We start from the raw sequence: 20,994 nt of genomic DNA, 5'->3' as shown, positions 1-20,994 counted from the left end.
GATGGGTTGAGTGTTACTGGGCGGCCGTCTTCACAACCTGAGCACGCGAAGCGTTGAAGCTTTTGTCGAAGCCTTTTGAGACGTCGATCTTTTTGCCGAGGATGCCTTCCTCCTGATAAATATCTGCCGTGGTTTGCAGGCCCTTGATGATCTTGTCGTCGATGTCCACCCGTTGCATCTTGGTGGCGCGGGCGATGGCCTGATGCACTTCGATCGGCAAACCGGTGGTCTTGGCCACGGCTGCGGCGTATTCGTCTGAATGGATGTTGCTCCACAGATAAGCGCGTTCCACCCGTGCCACGAAGTCGTCGAGCTGTAGGCGCTTGTCGGCGATGGCTTTGCTGGTCGCCGCCAGGTACAGGTGATTGGTCAGCAGCTCGTTGCCGCTGATCAGCACGCGATCCTGGCTTTGGGTGATGGCCACCGTGGTGTACGGGTCCCACGTCGCCCAGGCATCCGCGCCGCCGCTGGACAGCAGGATGCGCGATTCGCCGGGCAGCAGATTAATGAAGGTCACGTCGCTGGTTTGCAGGCCCGATTCACGCAGGGCCTTGATGGCCAGGAAGTGCCCGATTGAGCCGCGCCCGGTGACGATGCGCTTGCCCTTGAGGTCGGCGACGGACTTGATCGGCGAGTCCTTGGGCACCAACAGCGCCGTGGTGAAGCGTCCTTCGGCGTGGGTGATGCTCACCACTTTCAAGGGCGCGCCTGCGCCCAGGGCAAATACGTAGGGCGCGTCGCCCAGGGCACCGATGTCCACGGCTCCGGCATTCAGTGCTTCACCCAGCGGCGCGGCGGACGGGAATTCGGAAAACTTGATCTCGTAGGGCACGTCTTTGAGCTCGCCCGAGACTTGCAGCAGGGTCTTGATCGAGGATTTCTGATTGGCGACCAGCAACGGTTCCAGGTCTGCGGCCTGAGCCTGCTGTCCCAGGGTCACGCTCAGCAGCGCGCCCAGCAGCAAGCTTTTCAGGTGCCGGCTTTTCGAGGGCAGTGCGGGTTTGCGGACGAAGGACATAGGTGTTTCTCCAGGCGAGAGGACAGTGCAGCAGGGACCTCCGCCTGGAGGGGTCGGTCCCGTTGATGTGCAGCGTTCTTGGCTAACAGGGTGAATCAGATGACGTGGAAACCGTGGGTGCCGTCGCGGGCCAGTTGCGCCACCAGACCGTATTCCCAGTCCAGATACGCCTGCATGGCGGCGCGCGGTGCGTCGGTGCCTTCATAAGGTCGGCGATAGCGGTCAATGCGCGGCGAGGCGAGCTGGCTTTCCCCGGTTTCCAGCGGCAACCCGGCGGCAATCCAGCTGGCCGTGCCGTCCTTGAGCAGGAACACCGGCTTGCCGGTCAGGGCTTCGACGTCCGCCACTGCCAGACGCGCCAGCTTGCTGCTGCCGCAGGTCAGGACGTAGCGCTCGGCGGCGGGGATTTTTTCCAGCGCCGCCTTGAGCTGCGCGCGCAGTGTCCACCACGCGCCGGGAATGTGCTGCTTGACGTAGTTGGCGCTGGCGGTGAAATCCAGGACCGCAACGCCGCCATGCGCCTGCCATTCGAGCAGGGTTTGCGGGCTGATTTCTTCGACCTGAGCTGGCGTCGGGATCGGTGCGTTCCAGTCGCCTTGCTCGCTGAAATCGGCAGTGTGCAGGTCATCGACGACGAACACTTCCCAACCCAGCTGTGCCAGCCATGAAGCCGACATATTGGCGCGCACGCCGTCGTCGTCCACCAGTACCAGCCGGGCGCCGCGTACGCTGGCGAAGTGATCGGTTTCCTGCACCAGTTGCCCGCCCGGTGTCGAGCGCGCGCCTGGCAAGTGGCCTTTGGCGAATTCTTCCGGCGTGCGCACATCGAACAGATAAGTCGTCCGCGTAGCGTCTGCTTGCCAGCTGTGCACGTTGGCACGGCTGGCGCGTTTTACCTGCGCCTTGTCGGCGACCCGGCGGGCATCGGCGCTGGCGATTTCGCGGGTTTCTTCGCTGACCGCGGCAAAGCGTCGGGCCTGGCCGTGATCCAGGGTTTGCCCGGCCAGCAGCCAGCCTATGGTGCCGTTGCGCAGGGCGTTGATCTGATTGGGCAGACCGGCGTTGACCAGCGACTGGGTGCCGATAATGCTGCGGGTGCGCCCGGCGCAATTGACGATGATCCGGGTATTCGGGTCCGGCGCCAGCTCCCGGGCGCGCAGCACCAGTTCGGCACCGGGCACGCTGATCCCGCCGGGAATGCTCATGGTCTGGTATTCGTCATAACGGCGTGCGTCGAGGACCACCACGTCGGCCTTGGATTCGATCAGTTGCAGCACGTCTTCAGCAGCCAGCGACGGCGTATTGCGATGATGCTCCACCAGTTCGCCAAAGGCCTTGCTCGGCACATTGACGTCGATAAACAGCTCGCCGCCCGCATCACGCCAGCCTTGCAGACCACCTTCAAGCAACTTCACGTCGCTGTAGCCAAGGCTTTGCAAACGCTCAAGGGCGATCTGCGCCAGGCCTTCGCCGTTGTCGTACAGCGTCACGGCGGTGTCACGACGGGGAATACGGGACAACACTTCCAGTTCGATTTTCGACAGCGGGATATTCGCCGCGAACAACGGATGGGCTTCGGCGAACGGCGCTTCTTCGCGTACGTCCACCAGCGCCAGTTCATTTTTATCCAGCAGTGCCTGGCGGATATCGGCAAAGGATCGGGTAGTTGGCTGGGTCATTGTGCTTGGCTCTCTTTAGACAGGTCCCAGATGTTGGGCAAAAAGGCGTTGGAATAGCCGGAAATAAACAATTTTTCAGTACCGTCAGGCTGATACACCGCGCGGCGCACCGCACCAATGTTGGCGCCGTAGACGTGAATGCTGATCGATACCTGATCGCTGTAGGCGTTGCTGACTTGATGAATGTCGTTGCTGCGCGGCGACAGGGCTTCGACGTGGCCCGGTTCCAGACGAATCGCCGGACCTTCCTGCTCCAGCCGGCCATTTTCACTGCGAGCGAATCCCTGGGAGAACTCAGCTCCGCGCAACATGCCAATCAAGCCCCAGACCCGATGGTCATGAATCGGCGTGCTCTGTCCCGGCCCCCAGACAAAACTGACCACCGAGAACCGCTGCCGGGAGTCGGCATGGAGCAGGAACTGCTGATAGCGCTGCGGGTCGGGAACGGCATATTCATCGGGCAGCCAGTCGTCGTAACTGACCAGTTGGGACAGCAGCTTGCCGCCACGATGCAGCAAGTCGCCTTCGCGAGGGTTGCCGTCGATCAATTCAGCCAGTGCGCCAATAAAGGCTCTGAGTCTTTCCGGGTGTCGGGTCTGCGTCATATCGAATCCAGCGCTTGGTTAAGGCATGGATGAATATAAGCATAATGGAGGTGTTTAATATGCTATTTTTTTATGATTAGGATATAACCAAAGTGTTGGTCGGTTGAGTAGGGTGCTACGAATCAATGGTGCTCGCCACTGCGCCGGATCACAGGCGGCTGTTGAGAAATGCGTCCAGCCTTGGCGTTTGGGACTTGCCAAAGAACACTGAGGTTGGCGCATCGACATTAATAGTGCCCTGATCGAGAAACACGCAGCGGTGGGCCACCCGCCTGGCGAAATTCAGTTCGTGCGTGACGCATAGCATGGTCATGCCTTCCCGAGCCAGATCCTCCATGACCAGCAGCACTTCGTTGACCATTTCCGGGTCCAGCGCGGATGTCGGCTCATCAAACAGCATGATGCGCGGCTGCATGCACAAGGCGCGCGCTATCGCTACCCGCTGTTGCTGCCCGCCGGAGAGTTCGTCTGGGTATTTGTGGGCTTTTTCACTCAGCTGCACGCGTTCCAGCAAGCGCATGGCGGTCGCTGTGGCGGTGCGCTCGGTCATGCCCAACGCGACTTTTGGCGCGTAAGTGCAGTTCTCCAGCACGGTCATGTGGGGAAACAAATTGAATTGCTGGAAGACCATGCCCAGTTCCCGACGCACGTCCTGAATGCTTTGTGGCTCCGGGGTCAGGCTGATACCGGCGACGATGATTTGCCCGTTATCGTGGGGTTCAAGGTGGGCGATGCTGCGAATCAGTGTTGATTTGCCTGAGCCCGACGGACCGCAGATCACCACCGTTTCGCCTTTGTGTATCACCAGGTCAATGCCACGCAAAACCTGATGATTGCCATAAAACTTGTCCACCCCGCTCAAGGTGATGATGGGTGTGGGTGCCGACTGTGTGGCTTTTGCAATGGGCAGCGCAGGGCTGATGACGGTCATTTGATAAGTGCTCGCGTCTGACCAGCATTGAGGTTACGTTCTGCGGCATCGAAGCCAAAACGGATGATGTTGATGATGGTCCAGTAAATCGCCGCAGCGGTGAGCAGCGGCGTGAATGGGTCGTAAGTGAATTCGAACACTTCATTGGCCGCCGCGTTGAGTTCAACGAGGGTAATCGCACCAACGGCCGCCGTGCTTTTGACCATGATCAGGATTTCGTTCTGATAAGCGCGCAGTGCATGCCGGGCCGCAATCGGCAGACGAACTTTCCAGAAGATCACGGGCGGGCGCATCCCCAACGCAGAGGCCGCTTCGATCACCCCTTGCGGCACCGCCTGCAAACCGCCCCGCAGGATTTCCGCGAGATACGCCGAGTGGGTCAGGGAAAGTCCTGCCACCGCGCAGAAATAGGCATTGGAGAACAACGGCCACAACGGGCCGTTGCGGATTGCTGACAGTTGCGGCAAGCCGTTGTAGATCGCATACAGCAAAATCAGGCTGGGCACGCCTCGGAAGAAACCGACATAACCGGCGGCAATCCAGCGCCGCCGCGTTGATGCACGGCGCAATGCCAACGGGATTGCGATCAGCATTCCCACCATCAGCACTGGCATCAGCACCGCCAGGCTCATGGCGGCGCCCCTCAACAATTGTGGCAAGGTGTTCCATGCCAGCGCTAAGTCGTAATGCATAGGTTTACCTGTCCGCTGGTGAACCGCAATCAGTCAAGGCGTTGCCCGAACAGCGAACCGAAACCTTCGATGGGCGCATGCACGCCCGACAGCATCAAGGTATGCCAGAACGAAGCCTGGATAGCGCTGATGACCGGGATACCCAGATCCTGCTCAAGCGCCGCAATCGCGCCGACGCTGCGCATGTTGGTGCAGCTGATGAATACCGCTTCTGATTCGGGGTGCACAGTACGACGCGCGAAATCGTAGACACGCTCCAGCGGGATTTCCCCCAGCTCGATGTCGCCGGTAATGCCCAGGCCGTCAGCCGCGAGAATATCGAAGCCATTGGCGGCAAAAAAAGCCTGGCCGCGCTGGGTGACTTCTTCAATGTACGGCCCGACAAAGGAAATGCGTTTCACGCCAAAGCTGCGCAGCGCCAGCAATGCTGCGCTTGACGCTGTGGTCACCGGAATATCGCCCATGACCGCGCGCATCCGGTCGGCCACCACATCGTTGAACCCTTTGCCTTCCAGAAAGCTGGCGCTGGTGCCGCCGAAAACGGCGGCGGTCAGCGGCGCAGTCGCCAACAGGCGCGCGGCGTCTTCCAGTGGACCTTCGCTCATCATCGAACGGATGCCGTCGCTGGACGCATTGAGGAACGGGATGCGCGTGGTGTGAATGGATACGCCCTCGGGCGCCATTGCGTGAAATTCAGGCTCCATGACGGTGCTGGAAGCCATATAAATCAGGCCGATCCTGGCGCGCCAACCGGTGTAATCTTTCATCGGGAATGCCTCATGTTAAGTAGTTTGATCTGCTAGCTGTTTGGGCTTTTGACTGTGTTTGCGCTTGTCCAGGCGACCGATCAACCAGACCGTCAACAAGCTGAAGGCCAGGAAGAAGACGGACACCGCGCAGTAAAAAAGAAAGGGTTCTTTGGTATTGCCAGCGGCCATCTTGGCTTGGGCGATGACCTCTTTGATGCCGACCAGCGAGATCAACGCGGTGTCTTTAAGGACGACAATCCACATGTTGCTGAGGCCCGGCAATGCCAGGCGTATGGATTGCGGAAAGACGATATGCGCCCACATTTTTCTGCGCGGGATCAACAGCATGGCGCTGGCTTCGAACTGACCCTGGGGCAACGAGCGGATGGTGCTGCGGATAAGCTCCGCAAGATAAGCGCTGTAGACCAGACCCAGCGCCGCGACCCCGGCGGCGGTGGGTGTCACGTCTGCACGCACTTGCAAGCCGATCAAGCCGAACAACGAGGCGATCATTTCGCTGCCGCCGTAGTACAGCAAAAACGCCACCAGCAACGCCGGAACCCCCATGAACAAGGAGGCGTAGACGCGCCAGAAGCGCCAGCGCCAGCCGTGCGGGTTAAGCGTCAACAACGCGATGGCGGTGCCGATGCTCAATGCCAGCAAATAGCCGAGCACGGCGACCTTGATCGTCACCAATGCGCCGAAGAACAGCTCGTCGCCGTACCCGGTGTCGCCCCAGCTCAGCAGTCCCAGCATTAGGATTCCCCTGATTACGCCGGCTTGATGCAGGCACTTTCCGCCGGAACGATTGCCACCGGAATGAAGCGCTCTCGAATGTGCGTGAACGTGCAGTCGGCAAGCATGGAGGCAAGCGCTTCATTCATGCGCTTGGCCAGATCGGCGCTGTCCTTGCGCACAATCCAGCTGGAGCCGCGCTCGGCTTCAGGAATCGATGGATCGCCGGTCCAGAATTCGCCGCCATCGAGTTTGAAGTCCTTGCCCTCGGGCTTGCTGATCAGTTCCAGAGTCCAGTTGATCTTCGGGCCCAGCGTTGCATCGATCCTGCCGGCGAGCAGATCAAGACGGATCTGCTCGGGGTTATCGTAGTTGGTCAGTGCAATGGCATCGCCGAAATGCTCGGTCAGGTAACGCGATTGGGCAGAGCCGCGCTGGGTGCCGAAACGTACGCCTTGCAGGCCGGTTTTGGTGAACTCGAAATGGCTGTTGGCACGCACAACATACGCGTCCGGGTTATAGACGATGGGCATGCCAAACAGCGCCTTTTCCTTGCGCTCCGGCAGAGGTTTGATCTGCGTGGTAATGCCGTCGAGTTTCTTCGCCAACAAGGCGGGGATCAGGGCTTTGAAGTCCATGACCACGATCTCGCAGTCGACTTTCATGCGCTTGCACATTTCGCGTGCCAGCTCAGGCTCGACGCCGGTCAACTTGCCGGATGCATCGACGATGCTGAAGGGCGGGTAACTTCCCTCATTGCCAAACACAAGCTTCTCTGCACAGATCGCTGCTGTGGAAAACACCAGGTTGGCGAATAGAGCGAGACCAATAGCTGAATAGTTCAAAGAGCACCTCATGACTTGCCAGGGTTGAGAACAATCTAGGGACAAATTGCGTGCAACAGATCAGCTAGCCGTATCGAGCATACGGAGTTTGAAACGGTCATTAGTTACGGCTTGGCGAAGCAGGGATTAACTAAATAAATGGTTGGGATTAGCACTGCCAGCCACCTGGCTGGCGCCGCCCGCTGCAAGGCGCATCGCCTCAGTCACAGGTGACAGGGGTGCCAGGTTTCTCGTAAGCCATATAGTCGTTCTGCATGACGATGTGGTCGGCGATGTATTTCGCGTCGTGCCAGACGCCGTAGATGAAAGAGGACGCGCGGTTCACCAGATTGGGCAGGCCGAGAAAGTAGATGCCGCTTTCGGCAGAGATGCCGCGCTTGTGGAAGGGCTCGCCTTTTTCACCGAATGCGTTCACCTGCAGCCAGCTGAAATCAAACGTGAAACCGGTCGCCCACAACACTGTGGTAATGCCAGCTTCGGCCAGGTCGAGACTGAGGATCGGGTTCGTCAGGCATTCCGGGTCTGGCAGCAGCGTCCACGCCTCGGGTTCGGCAGGAAACGGCAAGCCGTTTTCCTCGATGTAGGCATCGGCGTCACGCAGCACATCGAAATAGGCTTTGTCACCTTCGGCAACGTTGGCGGCCAGGCCTTCCTGGAACACGATCACCCCGTCATTCCATGACTGGGTCAACCCCACCAGATTGATGCCCGCATGGGCAAGGCGCCGGAAGTCGACCGTCTTGCCACCTTCATAACCACTGACGGCGAAGGCGACGTGTTGCTTCTTGGGCTTGATCTTGACCTCATCCCACAGACCCAGGGCACCCAGCCACCAGCAGTAATCACGGCCGCGATAGGAACGGGGCGGGCGGTAATGCTCACCCACGGAGAGATAAACGGTTTTGCCTGCCCGGCGTAATTCTTCAGCGATCTGGGAGCCCGATGCACCGGCACCCACTACCAGTACGGCGCCATCGGCCAGCTGTCCCGGATTCTTGTACGCCGAGGAGTGCAACTGCTGGATGGGCGCCGACTCAGGGATGATTTTCGGGTAGATCGGGCTCTGGAACGGACCCGTTGCGGCGATCACGTTGGCCGCCTCGATCACGCCGGCAGACGTCGTCACCTTGAAGCCGGACCGACCTGCATGGCGTTGCACTTGCTTGACCTCCACGCCAGTGCGCACCGGGGCCTTGAGCATTTTCGCGTAGTCCTCGAAGTAGCTTGCCATGCGCTCCTTGGGCGGGAAGGCTTCCGGGGAGATGCCCTCGAATTTCAGGCCGGGAAATCGATCGTGCCAGGCCGGTCCATTGGCGACCAGTGAATCCCAGCGTTCCGAACGCCAGCGCTCGGCGACCCGGCTGCGCTCCAGAACGATATGCGGCACACCCATGAGCGAGAGATGCTCACTCATGGCGATGCCCGCCTGACCAGCACCGACAACCAGGGTGTTGATTTTTTCTACTGACATTTGAGTTTCCTAAAGGTAATCGACCCTGACCTGCATCACCGACGCCTGAACATCAACGTCACGTCGAAGAAGCACAGGAGCTCTGGATATCATTCATCGACAGCCGCCAGTCTGCTCAAGCCCCAGTCTTTTGAAAAACAGGCTTTTTGAACGCAGAGGTTAGGTAAAAACAAACCCGCGCCCGAGGCTCATGCGCGGCGGTTGCGAGGTCACTCGCGCAGCGCCAGAGTGAGGCGTTCAAGCATGCAATCGCAGGCTTGAAGTTGTTCGACGCTGACGAACTCATCGGGTTTATGACCTTGCTCCATGCTGCCCGGACCACAGACCACCGTCGGGATACCAATGGCGTCAAACAACCCGCCTTCGGTGCCGAAAGCCACGGTGGTGAATTCGCTGGAACCGCAGAATCGGGCGATCAACTGCGCTGCGTCACTGTGGGCATCGGTGGCGAGCCCCGGATAAGCAGACAATTGGCAGAAACGCACGCTGGTGTCGGCGTTGACCGCGTGCATTCTGGGTACCACCTGCTGCTGCGCGTAGTGCTGCAGTTGCTGCGCAACGTCGTAGGGGTTCTGGCTGGGGAGCGTGCGTATTTCGAAGTCGAAACGACAATCGGCGGGAACGATATTCAAGGCCTTGCCACCACTGATCAAACCGGTTTGCACCGTCGAGAATGGCGGATCGAAACGAGGGTCCTGCAGTTCGGGAGCGCGCAGCTGCGAACCGATGCGGCCCAGCTCGCCAATCAAGTCCGCGGCGTATTCGACGGCATTCACGCCGCTGGGCGCATACGCCGAGTGGCAGGCCGCACCTTGCACATCGCAGCGCATGGCCAGTTTGCCTTTGTGGCCCAGTACCGGCTTGAGTTCGGTAGGTTCGCCGATGATGCACAGCAAGGGCTTGTGCGGCCGTTGTTCCAGCTCTGCAAGTAGCGCGCGGACGCCCAGGCAACCGACTTCCTCATCGTAGGACAAGGCAATGTGCACCGGCATGCGCAACGGCTCGGCGAGCAGGCCGGGGACCGCCGCCAGCACGCAGGCAATGTAGCCCTTCATGTCCGCAGTGCCACGGCCGTAAAGCTTGCCGTCTTGTTCACTCAACTGGAACGGCGCAACTGTCCACGGCTGGCCATCCACCGGCACTACATCGGTATGCCCGGACAACACGATGCCGGGACGATCATCCGGCCCTACAGTGGCGAACAGATTGGCTTTGCTGCGCTCGGCATTGAAGATCAGCTCGCAGGGCACGTGCAGCTGCGCCAGGTAATCGCGCACGAACTCGATCAGTTGCAGATTGGACTCGCGGCTGGTGGTGTCGAAAGCAATCAGCGACGCCAGGAGATCTCTGCTGCTGCTCATTCATTCATCTCCAGGCACCCCGTAGCTGGGCGCTTGGGTAGGGTCGAGTGCGCGAGTGATGTAATCCTGCATCTGCGGGCTGTAGTCGGCCCACAACTGCGCCAATTGCCCGACCGGATCTTGATCCGCCCAATCGACTCGCAAGTCGACGATGGGCCAGACCAGTTCGCCAACCACTTTCAAGGCGGCCGAATGCACCGGACCTGCTTCGCCACCGGCAGCCAGGGCCGCTTGCATGGCGGCGATCAGGCGGTCGGCCAATTGTCCTTCGCTGGTTTCGAACGCCCGCACCAAAACGTCGATAACGCTCCGGTCGGCGAGCATGTTCCCGGCGCCGACGCATTGTTCGCCGGCCACCGCGTTGTGGCAGCCCAGGGTCTGGCTGCCGCTGAAATGTGCGGTGTTGCCCAGGTGATCGATCACCGTCAGTTGCCTGAACTGGCTGTAGCGGTCGCCACCCAGCGCGGTAGCCAGCGCCTGTTCAGGTGCCAACCCTTGTTGCAACTGATCGAGAACATCGACGCCCAGCGCGGGCAGGGTGATATTCTGCGTTGCGACTGCGCCGACTCCGGGGCGCAGCCATGGGCAACGCGCGCCGACGGCAATGCTCGATGAGCTGATGGCGATGCCCAGTTGACCGGTTTTGGCGCAGCGGCCAATGATTGAAAATGTCATGGTGTCTTGATCCTGTTTCGGACTGAGGTGGCGTCAGATTCTGGTTGGGCGTGGCACCGCACGTCAGCGCGCCCCTTCAACATTGAGTACGCGTCCCAATCCCAGGAAGCGATTGGCCAGTGTCAGCAAGGTCGCCGTCACCGCGATATACATCACTGACAGCGCCGCCAGCGTCGGATCGGCAAACTCGCGGACATAGTTGTACATCGCCACCGGCAACGTCTGGGTTGCCTGCGTGGTCACAAAAAGGGATGCGGTGAATTCGTTGAACGACAGGATCGCCGCAAACAGCCAACCGCCGAACAGTCCGGGAATCATCAGCGGCACGGTGATGGTCCATACCACCTGCAACGGTGTTGCCCCAAGACTCGCGGCTGCCAGCTCGATCCGTTGTTCCAGGTTGTGCAGCGACACGTACAGGCTGCGCAGCACAAACGGCAGCACCAACACGACGTGGCAGAAAATCACCAGCGCATAACCGCGTCCCAGGTTGAGTTGCGAGACCAGCATCAGCAAGCCCAGGCCGATGGTGAAATGCGGGATGAACAGCGGCGACAGCAGCACGGCTTCGATCAGCCCCTTGCAGCGAAACTCGTAGCGGTGAATGGCAATCGCCAGGGTGGTACCGATCACCACGGCCAGGCTCGACGCCCAGGCGGTGACCACCAGCCCGGCATAGAAACCCTTGCGGAAATCGTCGTAGTCCAATGCGCGCTCAAACCAGCGCAACGACCAGCCCTTGGGCGGAAAGAACAGCACCGAGGTACTGCTGAACGAGGAAATGATCACCACCACGGTCGGCAGCAGCACGAACGACAGGATCAGAACTATCAACAAGCGGCCAGCGTGGCCCAGCCATTTGTCGCGATTGGAACGGGTCATATCAGTGGCCTCCGGCGCTTTGCAGGGAACGGGTCATGCGCTTGAGCGCAGCCAGCAGCAACACGGTCAAGAGCAGGCCGGCGACGCTCAGGGCGGCGGCGAAAGGGAAGTTCAGTGACGAAAAGCCCAGCTGATAAACCAGCGTGGCAATCGTGCTGACTTTGCCGCCACCGATCAGTTGCGGCGTGGCGAATGCACTGAATGTCCAGGCGAAAGCCGTGGTCAGGCTGGCGACGATGCCCGGCAGCGACAGGGGCAAAGTGACGGTGAGGAATGCACGGATCGGCCCGGCGCCCAGGCTGGTCGCGGCTTTTTCGTACGCAGGATCGATATGCGAAAGCCCGGTGGCAAGCATCAACACCATGATCGGCATGGTCACATGGACCAGCGCCAACACCACGCCGGTCTGGGTAAACATCAGTTGCAGGGGCTTGTCGATCATACCCATGCCCAGCAGCAGGCTATTGAGAAAGCCGCTGCTGCCCAGCACGATGATCCAGGAATAGGTCCGCACTACCTCGCCGAGGAACAGTGGCGTGATGGCGATGATGAGAATGGTCGATTTCAGCCATCCGGTGCGGGTGCGCACCAGCGCGTAGGCCAGCGGGTAGCTGAGCAGCAGGCCGAACAGCGCGGTCTTGAAACTCAGTGATACGGTGTTGAGAAACGCCTGTGCGTAGAGGCTTTTGAACAGGTCCTGGAAGTTGTCGAGGGTGAAACCGCCCACTTCCAGCGAGCCGGGGATAAAGGCGCGCACGCTGTATTGCAGCACGGTCAGCATGGCAATCGTCAGGCCCAGGGCCGTGAGCGCCGAGGGCAGCACAAACCACAGGACAAACGCAGGTTTTCGAGTCATGGGCATTCCCGTAGAAATCGGCGGTAAGGCGGTCGCGACACATGGCCGCAGAACTACTGCACTGAGCAGAAAGCGGCGCGAGAGGCCTCGCGCCCGGTTATGCGCTTAGTGCGCCATGATGTTTTCCGAGAACCACTTGCGCCAGTCGGCGGATTTTTCGGCCCGCAGTTTCGGGTCGACGTTCAGCGTTGCGTCCCACTGCGCGGCAGTGGTGAGCATGCCCGGCAGTTTGGCAATCTCAGGGTCGACGTGGGCGTTGGTCACCACCGGGCTACCGTGGTTGATCCTGGCGATCTTGGCCTGCACATCCGCCGACAAGGCAATGTTCATGAACTTGTAGGCCAGGTCCGAATGCTTGCTGCCTTTATTGATGCCCATGGCATCGACGCCGAGCACTGCGCCTTCCTTGGGGATCGCCAGCTTGATGTTCACGCCTTCTTCGATCATGTGATAAGCGTTCATCGACAGCATGACCTGCACCGGGGTTTCGCCGGTAGCGATCAGCTGCTGGCTGTTGGCATCGTTGGTGTAGAACGACTTGATATTGGGGATCAGCGCCTTGAGCTTGTCCTGGCCCTTCTCCCAATGCTGCGCGTCGCTGCCGGAAAGTTTGGCCGAGACCGCGATGATGTGGCTCGGGTCCCAGTCGGGCAGGGCGAGCATGCCTTTGAGTTCGGGTTTCCAGAGGTCATTCCAGCTATCGAACGTCACGTCCTTGGGCACCATGTCCGGACGATAGCCGATGGTGTAGACGTAACCCCAGACGCCGACATGCGCCGGGCTGAGCCTGGCCTGCTGGACCAGATTGGCGGCGTTGGCCAGCTTGCTCATGTCGAGGTTTTCGAACAGCCCGTCATTGGTGTACAGCCAGCCAACGTGGGAGGTGGTGAAGGTCAGGTCGGTCTCGGCAGTGCCGGCCAGCTTCGCCTTGTTCAAGCGGTCGATGGTGCCGCCGGTAACGTACTCGACCTCGACGCCGGTCTCTTTGGTGAATTGCTGGCCGATGGCCTCGTCGATGAGTTCCTTGAAGCTTCCGCCCCAGGTGCTGACGATCAATTTGTCAGCAGCATTGGCACCCGCAGCGGCCAGCAGGCTGGCGCTCAAAACGGTCAAGGCAATGGCGTTACGCAGCATTTTCTATTCCTCATGGATGGTTCGAATTGTGATCGGTTGCAGCCATCCGGCTGCCCCGCATCAGTGCACGGCAGCTGGAGGCGCGATGAATTCATGATGGAGTGGTGAACACGCTGCGGTAAAACAGCCTTTGCCATGCTTATGCGTCGGAATTTCCGATGCAGCCCGAGGCAGTCGATTGAGAAGGGTTTGCCTAAGCATGGCTGTGGCAATTGCTTATTTGCTCGGGGGCCGGCGAAGACCATCATGGGCGCATGCTGTGCAGGGTCTGCGTACGCCCGGCATGGTCCGTGCATCGTCCTACAGGTCTGACCACAAGCGCGTAGGCGCGGGTCGCCTGATCCTCTGTCTGGAAAGCTATCTATGCTCAGTCGAATTACGCAACGACAGCTGGAGTACTTTGTCGCCTCTGGCGAAGCCGGCAGTCTGCTCGGTGCTTCGGAACGTATTCACGTATCTTCGCCGTCGATCTCGGCAGCGATCACCCATATCGAGTCGGAGCTGGGCGTGCAGTTGTTCATCCGCCACCACGCCCAGGGTGTGTCGCTGACGACCATTGGCCGCCAGGTATTAAAAGAAGCGAAGCTGATTCTGGAGCAGATGAATAACCTCTACACCATCGCTTCGGAATCCCTGAACATGGTGCGTGGGCCGCTGCGGGTGGGTTGTCTGGAGTCGCTGGCGCCAATGATCACGCCGGAGCTGGTGTTCGGCTTTGGCCGCGCGTTTCCCGGGGTGCGCATCAGTCAGGTCGAGGGCAACCACGAGCAACTGCTGGAAAAACTTCGCAGCTCTGAAATTGATATCGCCCTGACCTACGACCTGGCGACCAGTGACGACATCGACTTCCAGCCGTTGGCGCAGTTGCCGCCTTACGTGATGGTCGGCGAGCATCACCCGCTGGCGAACCTTCAGGCGGTGACCTTGCACGATCTGGAAACCTATCCGATGGTGTTGCTGGACATTCCCTGGAGCCGCGAATATTTCATGAGCCTGTTCATGCAGGCGGGCGTTACGCCCAATATCGTCATGCGGTCGAGCAACCTGGAGGTGGTGCGGGCGATGGTCGCCAACGGTGTCGGCTTCAGCATTGCCAATGTGCGGCCCAAGGCCAATCTGTCCCAGGACGGCAAGCGCCTGATTCGTGTGCGACTGTCCGGCGAACATCGGCCGATGCGCCTGGGTTACGCGACCGCCAATAATGCGCAACTGTCGCGTCTGGTCAGCGCGTTTGCCGAGCGTTGCCGGATGTTCGTCTCCGACCAATACATCCCCGGCATGGCGGCACCGAGTTTCTTCGATCCGCATGCCGTTCGTGTCCTCAAGGGCGTTAGCTGAGTGCGTCAGTAGCCGCGCGCCGGATCCACCTGATGCAATATCGCCTCGCCTCGGGCCAGGCGTTGAATATTATCGGCAACCTGCGCAGCCGCAGTCGCGGGGATGGCGACCGATGCCAAATGCGGCGTGATCAGCACGTTATCCAGCGCCCACAGCGGATCCTGTGGCGGGAGCGGTTCGCGGTCGAAGACATCCAGCGTCGCTTCGCCGATTTTCCCGCTGGCCAGAGCAACAGTCAGCGCCTGCTGGTCGACCACGGCGCCACGCGATACGTTGATGAAGCAGCTGCCGTCGGGTAACAGCGCCAGGCGTTCAGCGCTGAGCAGCCCGTTGGTCTGCGGTGTCAGTGGCAGCATCACCACGAGGATATCGCTGCTGGCAATGAAGTCGTCCAGAGCGTCCATACCGCTCACGCATGTCACGCCTTCCAGCTGTTTGATCGAACGGGACCAGCCGCGCACGTCGAAGCCTTGGCGCACCAGTTCCAGCGCGGCATAAGACCCCAACTCGCCAAGCCCCAATACGCCAACGCGCACGCTCGATGGCAGGCGCGGGTGCAGATAATGCCAGCGCCGCTCGCGCTGGGCTCGTTCAAAGGCAGGAATGTCGCGGGCATAACGCAGCACGGCGAACAGCACGTAGCTGGCCATCATGCGACCCATGTCCGGGTCCGAAAGGCGGGTGATGGGAATCGCCGGCAAATCGTCACGACCCACCAGCGAATCGACGCCGGCCCCCAGGTTCACCAACAGTTGCAGATTACGATAGCGAGCGAAGAAACCTTGCGGCGGCTTCCAGGCCAACGCGTAGAGCACGCTGTCGGGATCTTCGACGTCATGCTCCCGGCAGATGCACACGCCGGGCAGCAGCGGGGCGAGCAGCGCCTGCCACTCTTCAAAGCTGTCGAATTCACTGTAAAACACCAACGTCGTACTCACGCTTGTGTCTCCAGCAGCTCGACCACTGCCGTCAACGCCAGGCGATAGCCCAGCGCACCCAGACCCGCGATGACCCCGGTGGCGGCTTTGGATACGTAAGAGTGATGACGAAAGTTTTCGCGCTTCCAGATATTGCTCATGTGTGCCTCGATAATCGGGCCGTCGAACGCCAGCAGCGCATCCAGGATAGGCACCGAGCTGTAGGTCAAGCCGGCGGCATTGATGATGATGGCGTCGGCGTCGCGGCGTGCTTCCTGAATCCAGTCCACCAGCACGCCTTCGTGATTGCTCTGGCGAAACTCCAGTCGCAGGCCCAGTTCGGCTGCATGGCGCTGGCATCTGGCTTCTATGCTGGCAAAGCTTTCGCTGCCGTAGGTGCCGTTTTTATCCAGACCGTACAGGTTGGCATTCGGGCCGTTGAGGAAAAACACGGTGCGGGACATGGCAAACTCCAAAGCGTTACGCGACCGGTCGGGTCGCAAGCATGGCGGGGTGTTGGTCGAATTCAGCGAACCAGGCCGCAGCGGCGGGGTGGCCGGCGCGCCAGTCAAGGTCGGCGAATCGGAAATCCAGATAGCCGAGGCCGCAGCCGATGGCAATCGCCCCGATATCGTCGGGGATGCGGCTCAATTGCGGCGCTTGGGTTTCGATCTCGGCCAGGGCTGCGCGGACTTTGAGCAGTTGTCCTGTGATCCACGCGTCCCACTGTTTTTCCACGGGCCGCGCGCTGCTTTCGTAACGCGCCAGCAACGCCGCATCCACCAGGCCATCACCCAGTGCCAGACGGACCAGACTGACCCAGCGTTGCTGGCCATTGGTCGGGAACAGCGAGCCGTTGGCATAGTCATTCAGGTACTCGCAGATCACCCGGCTGTCGTACAACGACAGGCCGTCAGCGGTCTGCAAGGCGGGCACTTTGGCCAGAGGATTGAAGCGCGCGATGCGCTCGTCGCGCTGGATGGGATGCGCCGCCGAGTCGAGCAACTCGATTTGCTCGATGATGCCCAGATAATGGGCGCAGACCATGACCTTGCGTACATAGGCAGAGGTCGTCGCGTAGTACAGCTTGAACATTAAGCCTCCTTTATCGGGCATGAAGACATGACCTGCTACAGCGCATCAACGGTCAGCAACACCTTGCCGATGTTGGCGTTGGCCTCCAGTAGACGGTGCGCCTCGACGGCTTGATTCAAAGGCAGCTGGGCGTGGATCAACGGGCGGACCTGACCTGACGCCAGCCACGGCAACAGGTGCTCGCGGATGCAAAGCGCGATACGGGCTTTCTCTTCGCTGGTTTTCGGTCGCAGTGTCGAAGACGTAAGGCTCAGGCCCTTGCGCATCACCAGTTGCAGGTCCAGTTCGATCTTCGCCCCTTGCAGAAATGAAAGGCTCACGTGACGTCCGCCGGGTGCCATCGCTGCCAGGTTGCGAGCCACATAAGGCCCGCCGACGTTATCGAGCACGACATCGACGCCGCGCCCGGCTGTGCAGTCGTTGACCACTTCCACAAAGTCTTCCTGATCGCGGTCAACGGCCCGCCAGACGCCCAGCGCCTTCAGTGCGGCAATTTTCTGCGCGCCACCGGCAGTGGCAATCACCCGTGCGCCAGCAGCCTGCGCGCACTGCACAGCGAAGCTGCCAACACCGCTCGCGGCGCCGTGGATCAACACCGTGTCACCCGCGCTCAGGCGGCCCAGTTCGAACAGGTTGTGCCAGACCGTGAAGGCCGCTTCCGGCACGCCAGCGGCGTCCTCCAGCGACAGGCCGTCCGGGACGGGTAAGCAATGGGTGGCAACAGCGACGCAGTATTGGGCGTAACCACCGCCGTTAAGCAGCGCCATGACCCGATCGCCGGGTGCGAAATCTGTAACTCCACTGCCCACCGCCACCACTGTGCCAGCCGCTTCCAGGCCGAGTACATCGGTGACGCCGGGCGGGATCGGCATGCCGCTGCGCTGCATCAGGTCCGGGCGATTGACCCCGGCCGCCGCTGTGCGGATCAGTATTTCCCCGGCTTGCGGCTGTGGCAGCGCACGCTGCACCCATTGCAGCACTTCAGGTCCACCGGGTTCGCGGGCGATGACGGCGTTGATCGTTTCGGGAAGCTGGCTCATGCAATCGCTCTTCATTGGGGTGGCTGAACGTCGGCCGCGAATGCGCAGGTGCCTTCGTCGTCAAAGGTCAGGCCAGCGGCAGCGCCGACAGGCCAGCGGGTCAGGGCGTCGAGGCCGGACTGGCGGACGAACAGGCGGCGTTGTCCCAACGCCGGCACGTCCAGATGGATGTCCACGTGATCGCCCTGAAACACATGGGTAACCACGGTGGCGCTGAGCAGCGAGTGGGGGCCTAGCGCGCCGAGACGGATGTTCTCCGGGCGCACGTAAACATCCAGCCGTTCGCCAACCTGGGCGTGAACCCGCTCGGCGGGCAGACGCAGCGTGCTGTCGCCCAGCTCCAGAGTGGCCAGGTCGTCGCGACTCAGGTAACGGCCGGGGAGGATGTTGACGTCGCCGACAAAACTGGCAACAAACGGGTCCTCCGGGCGGCGATAGATCGCGTCGGGCGTGCCGATCTGGCGCACGTGCCCGGCGGACATCACCACCACGCGATCACTCATGCTCAGGGCTTCGCTCTGGTCGTGGGTGACAAATACCGTCGTGACGCCCAGCTTGCGCTGGATATCCTTGAGTTCGATCTGCATCGACAGCCGCAAATTCTTGTCCAGTGCCGAAAATGGCTCGTCGAGCAGCAATACCTTGGGCCGGATCACCAACGCCCGAGCCAGGGCCACGCGTTGCTGTTGACCGCCCGATAGCTCGCTCGGCTTGCGCTCGCCATAACCTTGCAGCTTGACCAGTGCCAGTGCCTGCTCGACGCGTTCGGCGATTTCGGCCTTGGGCACCCGGCGCATGCGCAGACCGTAGCCGACGTTCTTCGCCACGCTCATGTGCGGGAACAGCGCGTAATTCTGAAACACGATGCCGATTTCCCGTTGATACGGCGGGGTTTCGGTGACCAGTTGGCCATCAATGAAAATCTCGCCGTTGTCGGCTTCAGCGAATCCAGCCATCAGGTTGAGCAGGGTGGTCTTGCCGCAACCCGACGGGCCGAGCAGCGTGACAAATTCGCCTTCCTGAATCTTCAGCGAGACCTTGTGCAGCGCGATGGAATCGCCGAAACGCTTGAGCACGCCGTCCAGCTGGACAGCGACGTTGCTGCGCGGCGGCGACGATAATGGGTCGGCATCGATTGCCGGGGTAAAGCTTTTAATGTGTGCAGTCGCCATGGGCGCTCCGATAAAGAGGGGCTGAAATTCAGGCGGCAGTCCAGTCATCCGGGATGACGGCGATCACATCGATTTCCATCAGCCATTCAGGCTGGCCCAGGCCGGAAATCACCAGGCCTGTGGAAATCGGGAACACGCCCTTGAGCCATTTCCCGACCTCGCGGTACACCGGCTCGCGGTAGCGTGGGTCGATCAGATAAGTGGTGGTCTTGACGATATGCGACAGGTCGGAGCCCGCTTCTTCGAGCAGCTGCTTGACGTTTTTCATCGCCTGCTCGGCCTGCGCTTGCGGGTCACCGAGGCCAACCAGATTGCCCGCGAAGTCGGTACCGATCTGGCCCCGGACATACACGGTATTGCCGGCGCGTACGGCCTGGCACAGGTCGTTATCCAACGACTGGTTGGGGTAGGTTTCTTTGGTGTTGAACATGCGAATACGAGTATGGGTAGGCATGCCTGGCGACTCTCAGGGAACGGAATGATCCCAGCTTCACACTGCCTCTGATTTGACGAAACCAGCATTTGCGCGGGGTAGTGCTTAGGAAAAACCGAAGCCTGGAATGGGTCGTGCTCGCTGCTGCCTGGCAGACCGAGGGTTTGGGCCTGTTGAGCCGCGCCGGCGGCGTTCAAGTAGCGAGTCCCTCGTTCCCGACCTTTCCACCCAGCGAAAATACAACTATGCTTTTCGCCTATCTCTCTCCCGTTTCTTTATGTGCGGTCTGAATGAAAATTGATGATATCGATGCTTTCGTGGCGGTGATTCGTTGCCAGTCGATCAGCCATGCGGCGCAATCCCTGGGGTTGACCCAGCCGGCGATTACCCGCCGGGTGCAGAATTTCGAGCAGGCGTTAGGGGTCGAATTGTTCGATCGCAACACCAAGCCGCTCAAACCCACGCAAATGGGCACCCAGGTTTATCAAAAGTGCCTGGCGATCATGCGGGAAATGGATTCCCTGCGTGAACTGGTCGCCAGCGATACGCCGCCCAGCGGCCTGTTGCGTCTTGGTGTGCCGCAAACCATTGGCGACGCGGTGTTGCTTGATGCGCTGAAATACATGCGCAATGAATTCCCCGAGCTGCGCGCGCAGGTGGTGACCGGTTGGGGCAGTCATCTGGTCAACAAGATCGAGAATGGCGAACTGGATGCCGCTGCAGCGCTGTTCCCGGCGGGCAAGATCTTCCCGGAGAACATCATTGGCGAGTCCATCGGCAAAATGGAACTGGTGGTGGTCTGTGCCAAATCAGCGTTGCCGAAAAAACCGGTCAAGCTGGCTGACTGCTATGAGCAGGGCTGGGTACTCAATCCCGATGGTTGCGGATTCCGGGCCGGTTTGCAGCGTACGCTGGCCGATCAGGGCCTGAGCCTGAAGGTCAATCTGGAAACCTTCGGCACTGAATTGCAGCTGGGGCTGGTGGCAGACGGCATGGGGCTGGGCCTGGTGCCGCGCCCGTTGCTGGAGCGCAGTATCCATCGCGAGCAACTGGCGGTGATGCCGGTCAAGGATTTCAAGCCGGTGATGGACTTGTGGCTGATTTACCCACGTTTCCTGGGCAACCTGCAGGGCGCCGTGGCGTCGTTCGGCAGTCTGGTGGCGCAGTCGTTGAAACCGGTCAAGAACGCCGCCTGACCTTCTCCAACGCGGAATCTGCAGGATCGGACTTGTCCGCGATGGCGGCGGGTTGGCCGACATCATTTCGCCTGATTCAACCCTGTGTCTGCGAACGCCTTCCCGGACAAGTCCGGTCCTGCCGAATCTGGGCAAAACCGGTAGGAGGGGACTTGTCCGCGAAAAACTGC

Annotated in this window: 22 protein-coding genes; 2 read left to right on the top strand and 20 right to left on the bottom strand. The window is 60.5% G+C overall.

Going from position 1 to position 20,994, the window contains the following annotated elements:
* Positions 1-13 precede the first annotated feature (13 nt).
* The 14 genes from CFII64_RS09650 to CFII64_RS09585 form a co-directional block, all read right to left on the bottom strand.
* Positions 14-1,018 (bottom strand): ABC transporter substrate-binding protein, encoded by a 1,005-nt coding sequence (locus CFII64_RS09650; protein ID WP_020290600.1) that lies wholly within the window; start codon positions 1,016-1,018, stop codon positions 14-16.
* 95 nt (positions 1,019-1,113) lie between these two features.
* Complete coding sequence (locus CFII64_RS09645) at positions 1,114-2,697, bottom strand: rhodanese homology domain-containing protein (protein ID WP_020290599.1); 1,584 nt, start codon at positions 2,695-2,697, stop codon at positions 1,114-1,116.
* A complete protein-coding gene (locus CFII64_RS09640; RefSeq protein WP_020290598.1) occupies positions 2,694-3,302 on the bottom strand; it encodes a hypothetical protein in 609 nt (202 codons plus the stop codon). The genes CFII64_RS09645 and CFII64_RS09640 overlap by 4 nt, the downstream gene beginning before the upstream one ends.
* A gap of 148 nt (positions 3,303-3,450) precedes the next feature.
* Complete coding sequence (locus tag CFII64_RS09635) at positions 3,451-4,233, bottom strand: amino acid ABC transporter ATP-binding protein (protein WP_020290597.1); 783 nt, start codon at positions 4,231-4,233, stop codon at positions 3,451-3,453.
* Positions 4,230-4,925, bottom strand: a complete 696-nt coding sequence (locus CFII64_RS09630; protein WP_020290596.1) for an ABC transporter permease — start codon at positions 4,923-4,925, stop codon at positions 4,230-4,232. The genes CFII64_RS09635 and CFII64_RS09630 overlap by 4 nt, the downstream gene beginning before the upstream one ends.
* Positions 4,926-4,954: 29 nt before the next feature.
* Entirely contained in the window at positions 4,955-5,692 is a 738-nt protein-coding gene (locus CFII64_RS09625) for an aspartate/glutamate racemase family protein (protein WP_020290595.1), read from the bottom strand.
* A gap of 15 nt (positions 5,693-5,707) precedes the next feature.
* Positions 5,708-6,430, bottom strand: coding sequence for an ABC transporter permease (locus CFII64_RS09620; RefSeq protein WP_020290594.1), 723 nt, complete (start codon positions 6,428-6,430; stop codon positions 5,708-5,710).
* 14 nt (positions 6,431-6,444) lie between these two features.
* Positions 6,445-7,254, bottom strand: coding sequence for a transporter substrate-binding domain-containing protein (locus tag CFII64_RS09615; protein WP_020290593.1), 810 nt, complete (start codon positions 7,252-7,254; stop codon positions 6,445-6,447).
* Between the two features lie 199 nt (positions 7,255-7,453).
* Complete coding sequence (locus tag CFII64_RS09610) at positions 7,454-8,725, bottom strand: NAD(P)/FAD-dependent oxidoreductase (RefSeq protein ID WP_020290592.1); 1,272 nt, start codon at positions 8,723-8,725, stop codon at positions 7,454-7,456.
* A 209-nt stretch (positions 8,726-8,934) separates the two neighbouring features.
* Positions 8,935-10,086, bottom strand: coding sequence for an acetylornithine deacetylase (argE, locus tag CFII64_RS09605; protein WP_020290591.1), 1,152 nt, complete (start codon positions 10,084-10,086; stop codon positions 8,935-8,937).
* Positions 10,087-10,761 (bottom strand): DUF1028 domain-containing protein, encoded by a 675-nt coding sequence (locus tag CFII64_RS09600; protein WP_020290590.1) that lies wholly within the window; start codon positions 10,759-10,761, stop codon positions 10,087-10,089.
* A 63-nt stretch (positions 10,762-10,824) separates the two neighbouring features.
* Positions 10,825-11,643 (bottom strand): ABC transporter permease, encoded by an 819-nt coding sequence (locus tag CFII64_RS09595; RefSeq protein WP_020290589.1) that lies wholly within the window; start codon positions 11,641-11,643, stop codon positions 10,825-10,827.
* 1 nt (position 11,644) lies between these two features.
* Entirely contained in the window at positions 11,645-12,499 is an 855-nt protein-coding gene (locus CFII64_RS09590; protein WP_020290588.1) for an ABC transporter permease, read from the bottom strand.
* Between the two features lie 105 nt (positions 12,500-12,604).
* On the bottom strand, positions 12,605-13,633 hold the full coding sequence (locus CFII64_RS09585; protein WP_020290587.1) for a polyamine ABC transporter substrate-binding protein: 1,029 nt from the start codon (positions 13,631-13,633) through the stop codon (positions 12,605-12,607).
* 363 nt (positions 13,634-13,996) lie between these two features.
* Here CFII64_RS09585 and CFII64_RS09580 point away from each other — a divergent pair, with 363 nt between their 5' ends.
* On the top strand, positions 13,997-14,971 hold the full coding sequence (locus CFII64_RS09580) for a LysR family transcriptional regulator (protein ID WP_020290586.1): 975 nt from the start codon (positions 13,997-13,999) through the stop codon (positions 14,969-14,971).
* Between the two features lie 5 nt (positions 14,972-14,976).
* On the opposite strand, the gene CFII64_RS09575 is transcribed toward CFII64_RS09580, so the two are convergent.
* The 6 genes from CFII64_RS09575 to CFII64_RS09550 are packed head-to-tail and all read right to left on the bottom strand — an operon-like array spanning position 14,977 to position 19,649.
* Positions 14,977-15,909, bottom strand: a complete 933-nt coding sequence (locus CFII64_RS09575) for a glyoxylate/hydroxypyruvate reductase A (protein ID WP_020290585.1) — start codon at positions 15,907-15,909, stop codon at positions 14,977-14,979.
* Entirely contained in the window at positions 15,906-16,352 is a 447-nt protein-coding gene (locus CFII64_RS09570; protein ID WP_020290584.1) for a type II 3-dehydroquinate dehydratase, read from the bottom strand. Before CFII64_RS09570 ends, CFII64_RS09575 begins: the two co-directional genes overlap by 4 nt.
* A gap of 16 nt (positions 16,353-16,368) precedes the next feature.
* A complete protein-coding gene (locus CFII64_RS09565; protein ID WP_020290583.1) occupies positions 16,369-16,983 on the bottom strand; it encodes a glutathione S-transferase in 615 nt (204 codons plus the stop codon).
* Between the two features lie 35 nt (positions 16,984-17,018).
* Complete coding sequence (locus CFII64_RS09560; protein ID WP_020290582.1) at positions 17,019-18,023, bottom strand: NAD(P)H-quinone oxidoreductase; 1,005 nt, start codon at positions 18,021-18,023, stop codon at positions 17,019-17,021.
* Positions 18,024-18,034: 11 nt separating this feature from the next.
* Positions 18,035-19,195, bottom strand: coding sequence for an ABC transporter ATP-binding protein (locus CFII64_RS09555; protein ID WP_020290581.1), 1,161 nt, complete (start codon positions 19,193-19,195; stop codon positions 18,035-18,037).
* Positions 19,196-19,223: 28 nt separating this feature from the next.
* On the bottom strand, positions 19,224-19,649 hold the full coding sequence (locus CFII64_RS09550; protein ID WP_020290580.1) for a RidA family protein: 426 nt from the start codon (positions 19,647-19,649) through the stop codon (positions 19,224-19,226).
* A gap of 269 nt (positions 19,650-19,918) precedes the next feature.
* On the opposite strand from CFII64_RS09550, the gene CFII64_RS09545 reads away from it, so the two are divergent.
* A complete protein-coding gene (locus tag CFII64_RS09545) occupies positions 19,919-20,824 on the top strand; it encodes a LysR family transcriptional regulator (protein WP_020290579.1) in 906 nt (301 codons plus the stop codon).
* Positions 20,825-20,994: the final 170 nt, after the last annotated feature.

The sequence above is a fragment of the Pseudomonas sp. CFII64 genome (assembly GCF_000416235.1).
Classification (GTDB): Bacteria; Pseudomonadota; Gammaproteobacteria; order Pseudomonadales; family Pseudomonadaceae; genus Aquipseudomonas.
Note: the sequence above shows the minus strand (reverse complement) of the source record. Positions and strands in the feature narration are given on the sequence as shown.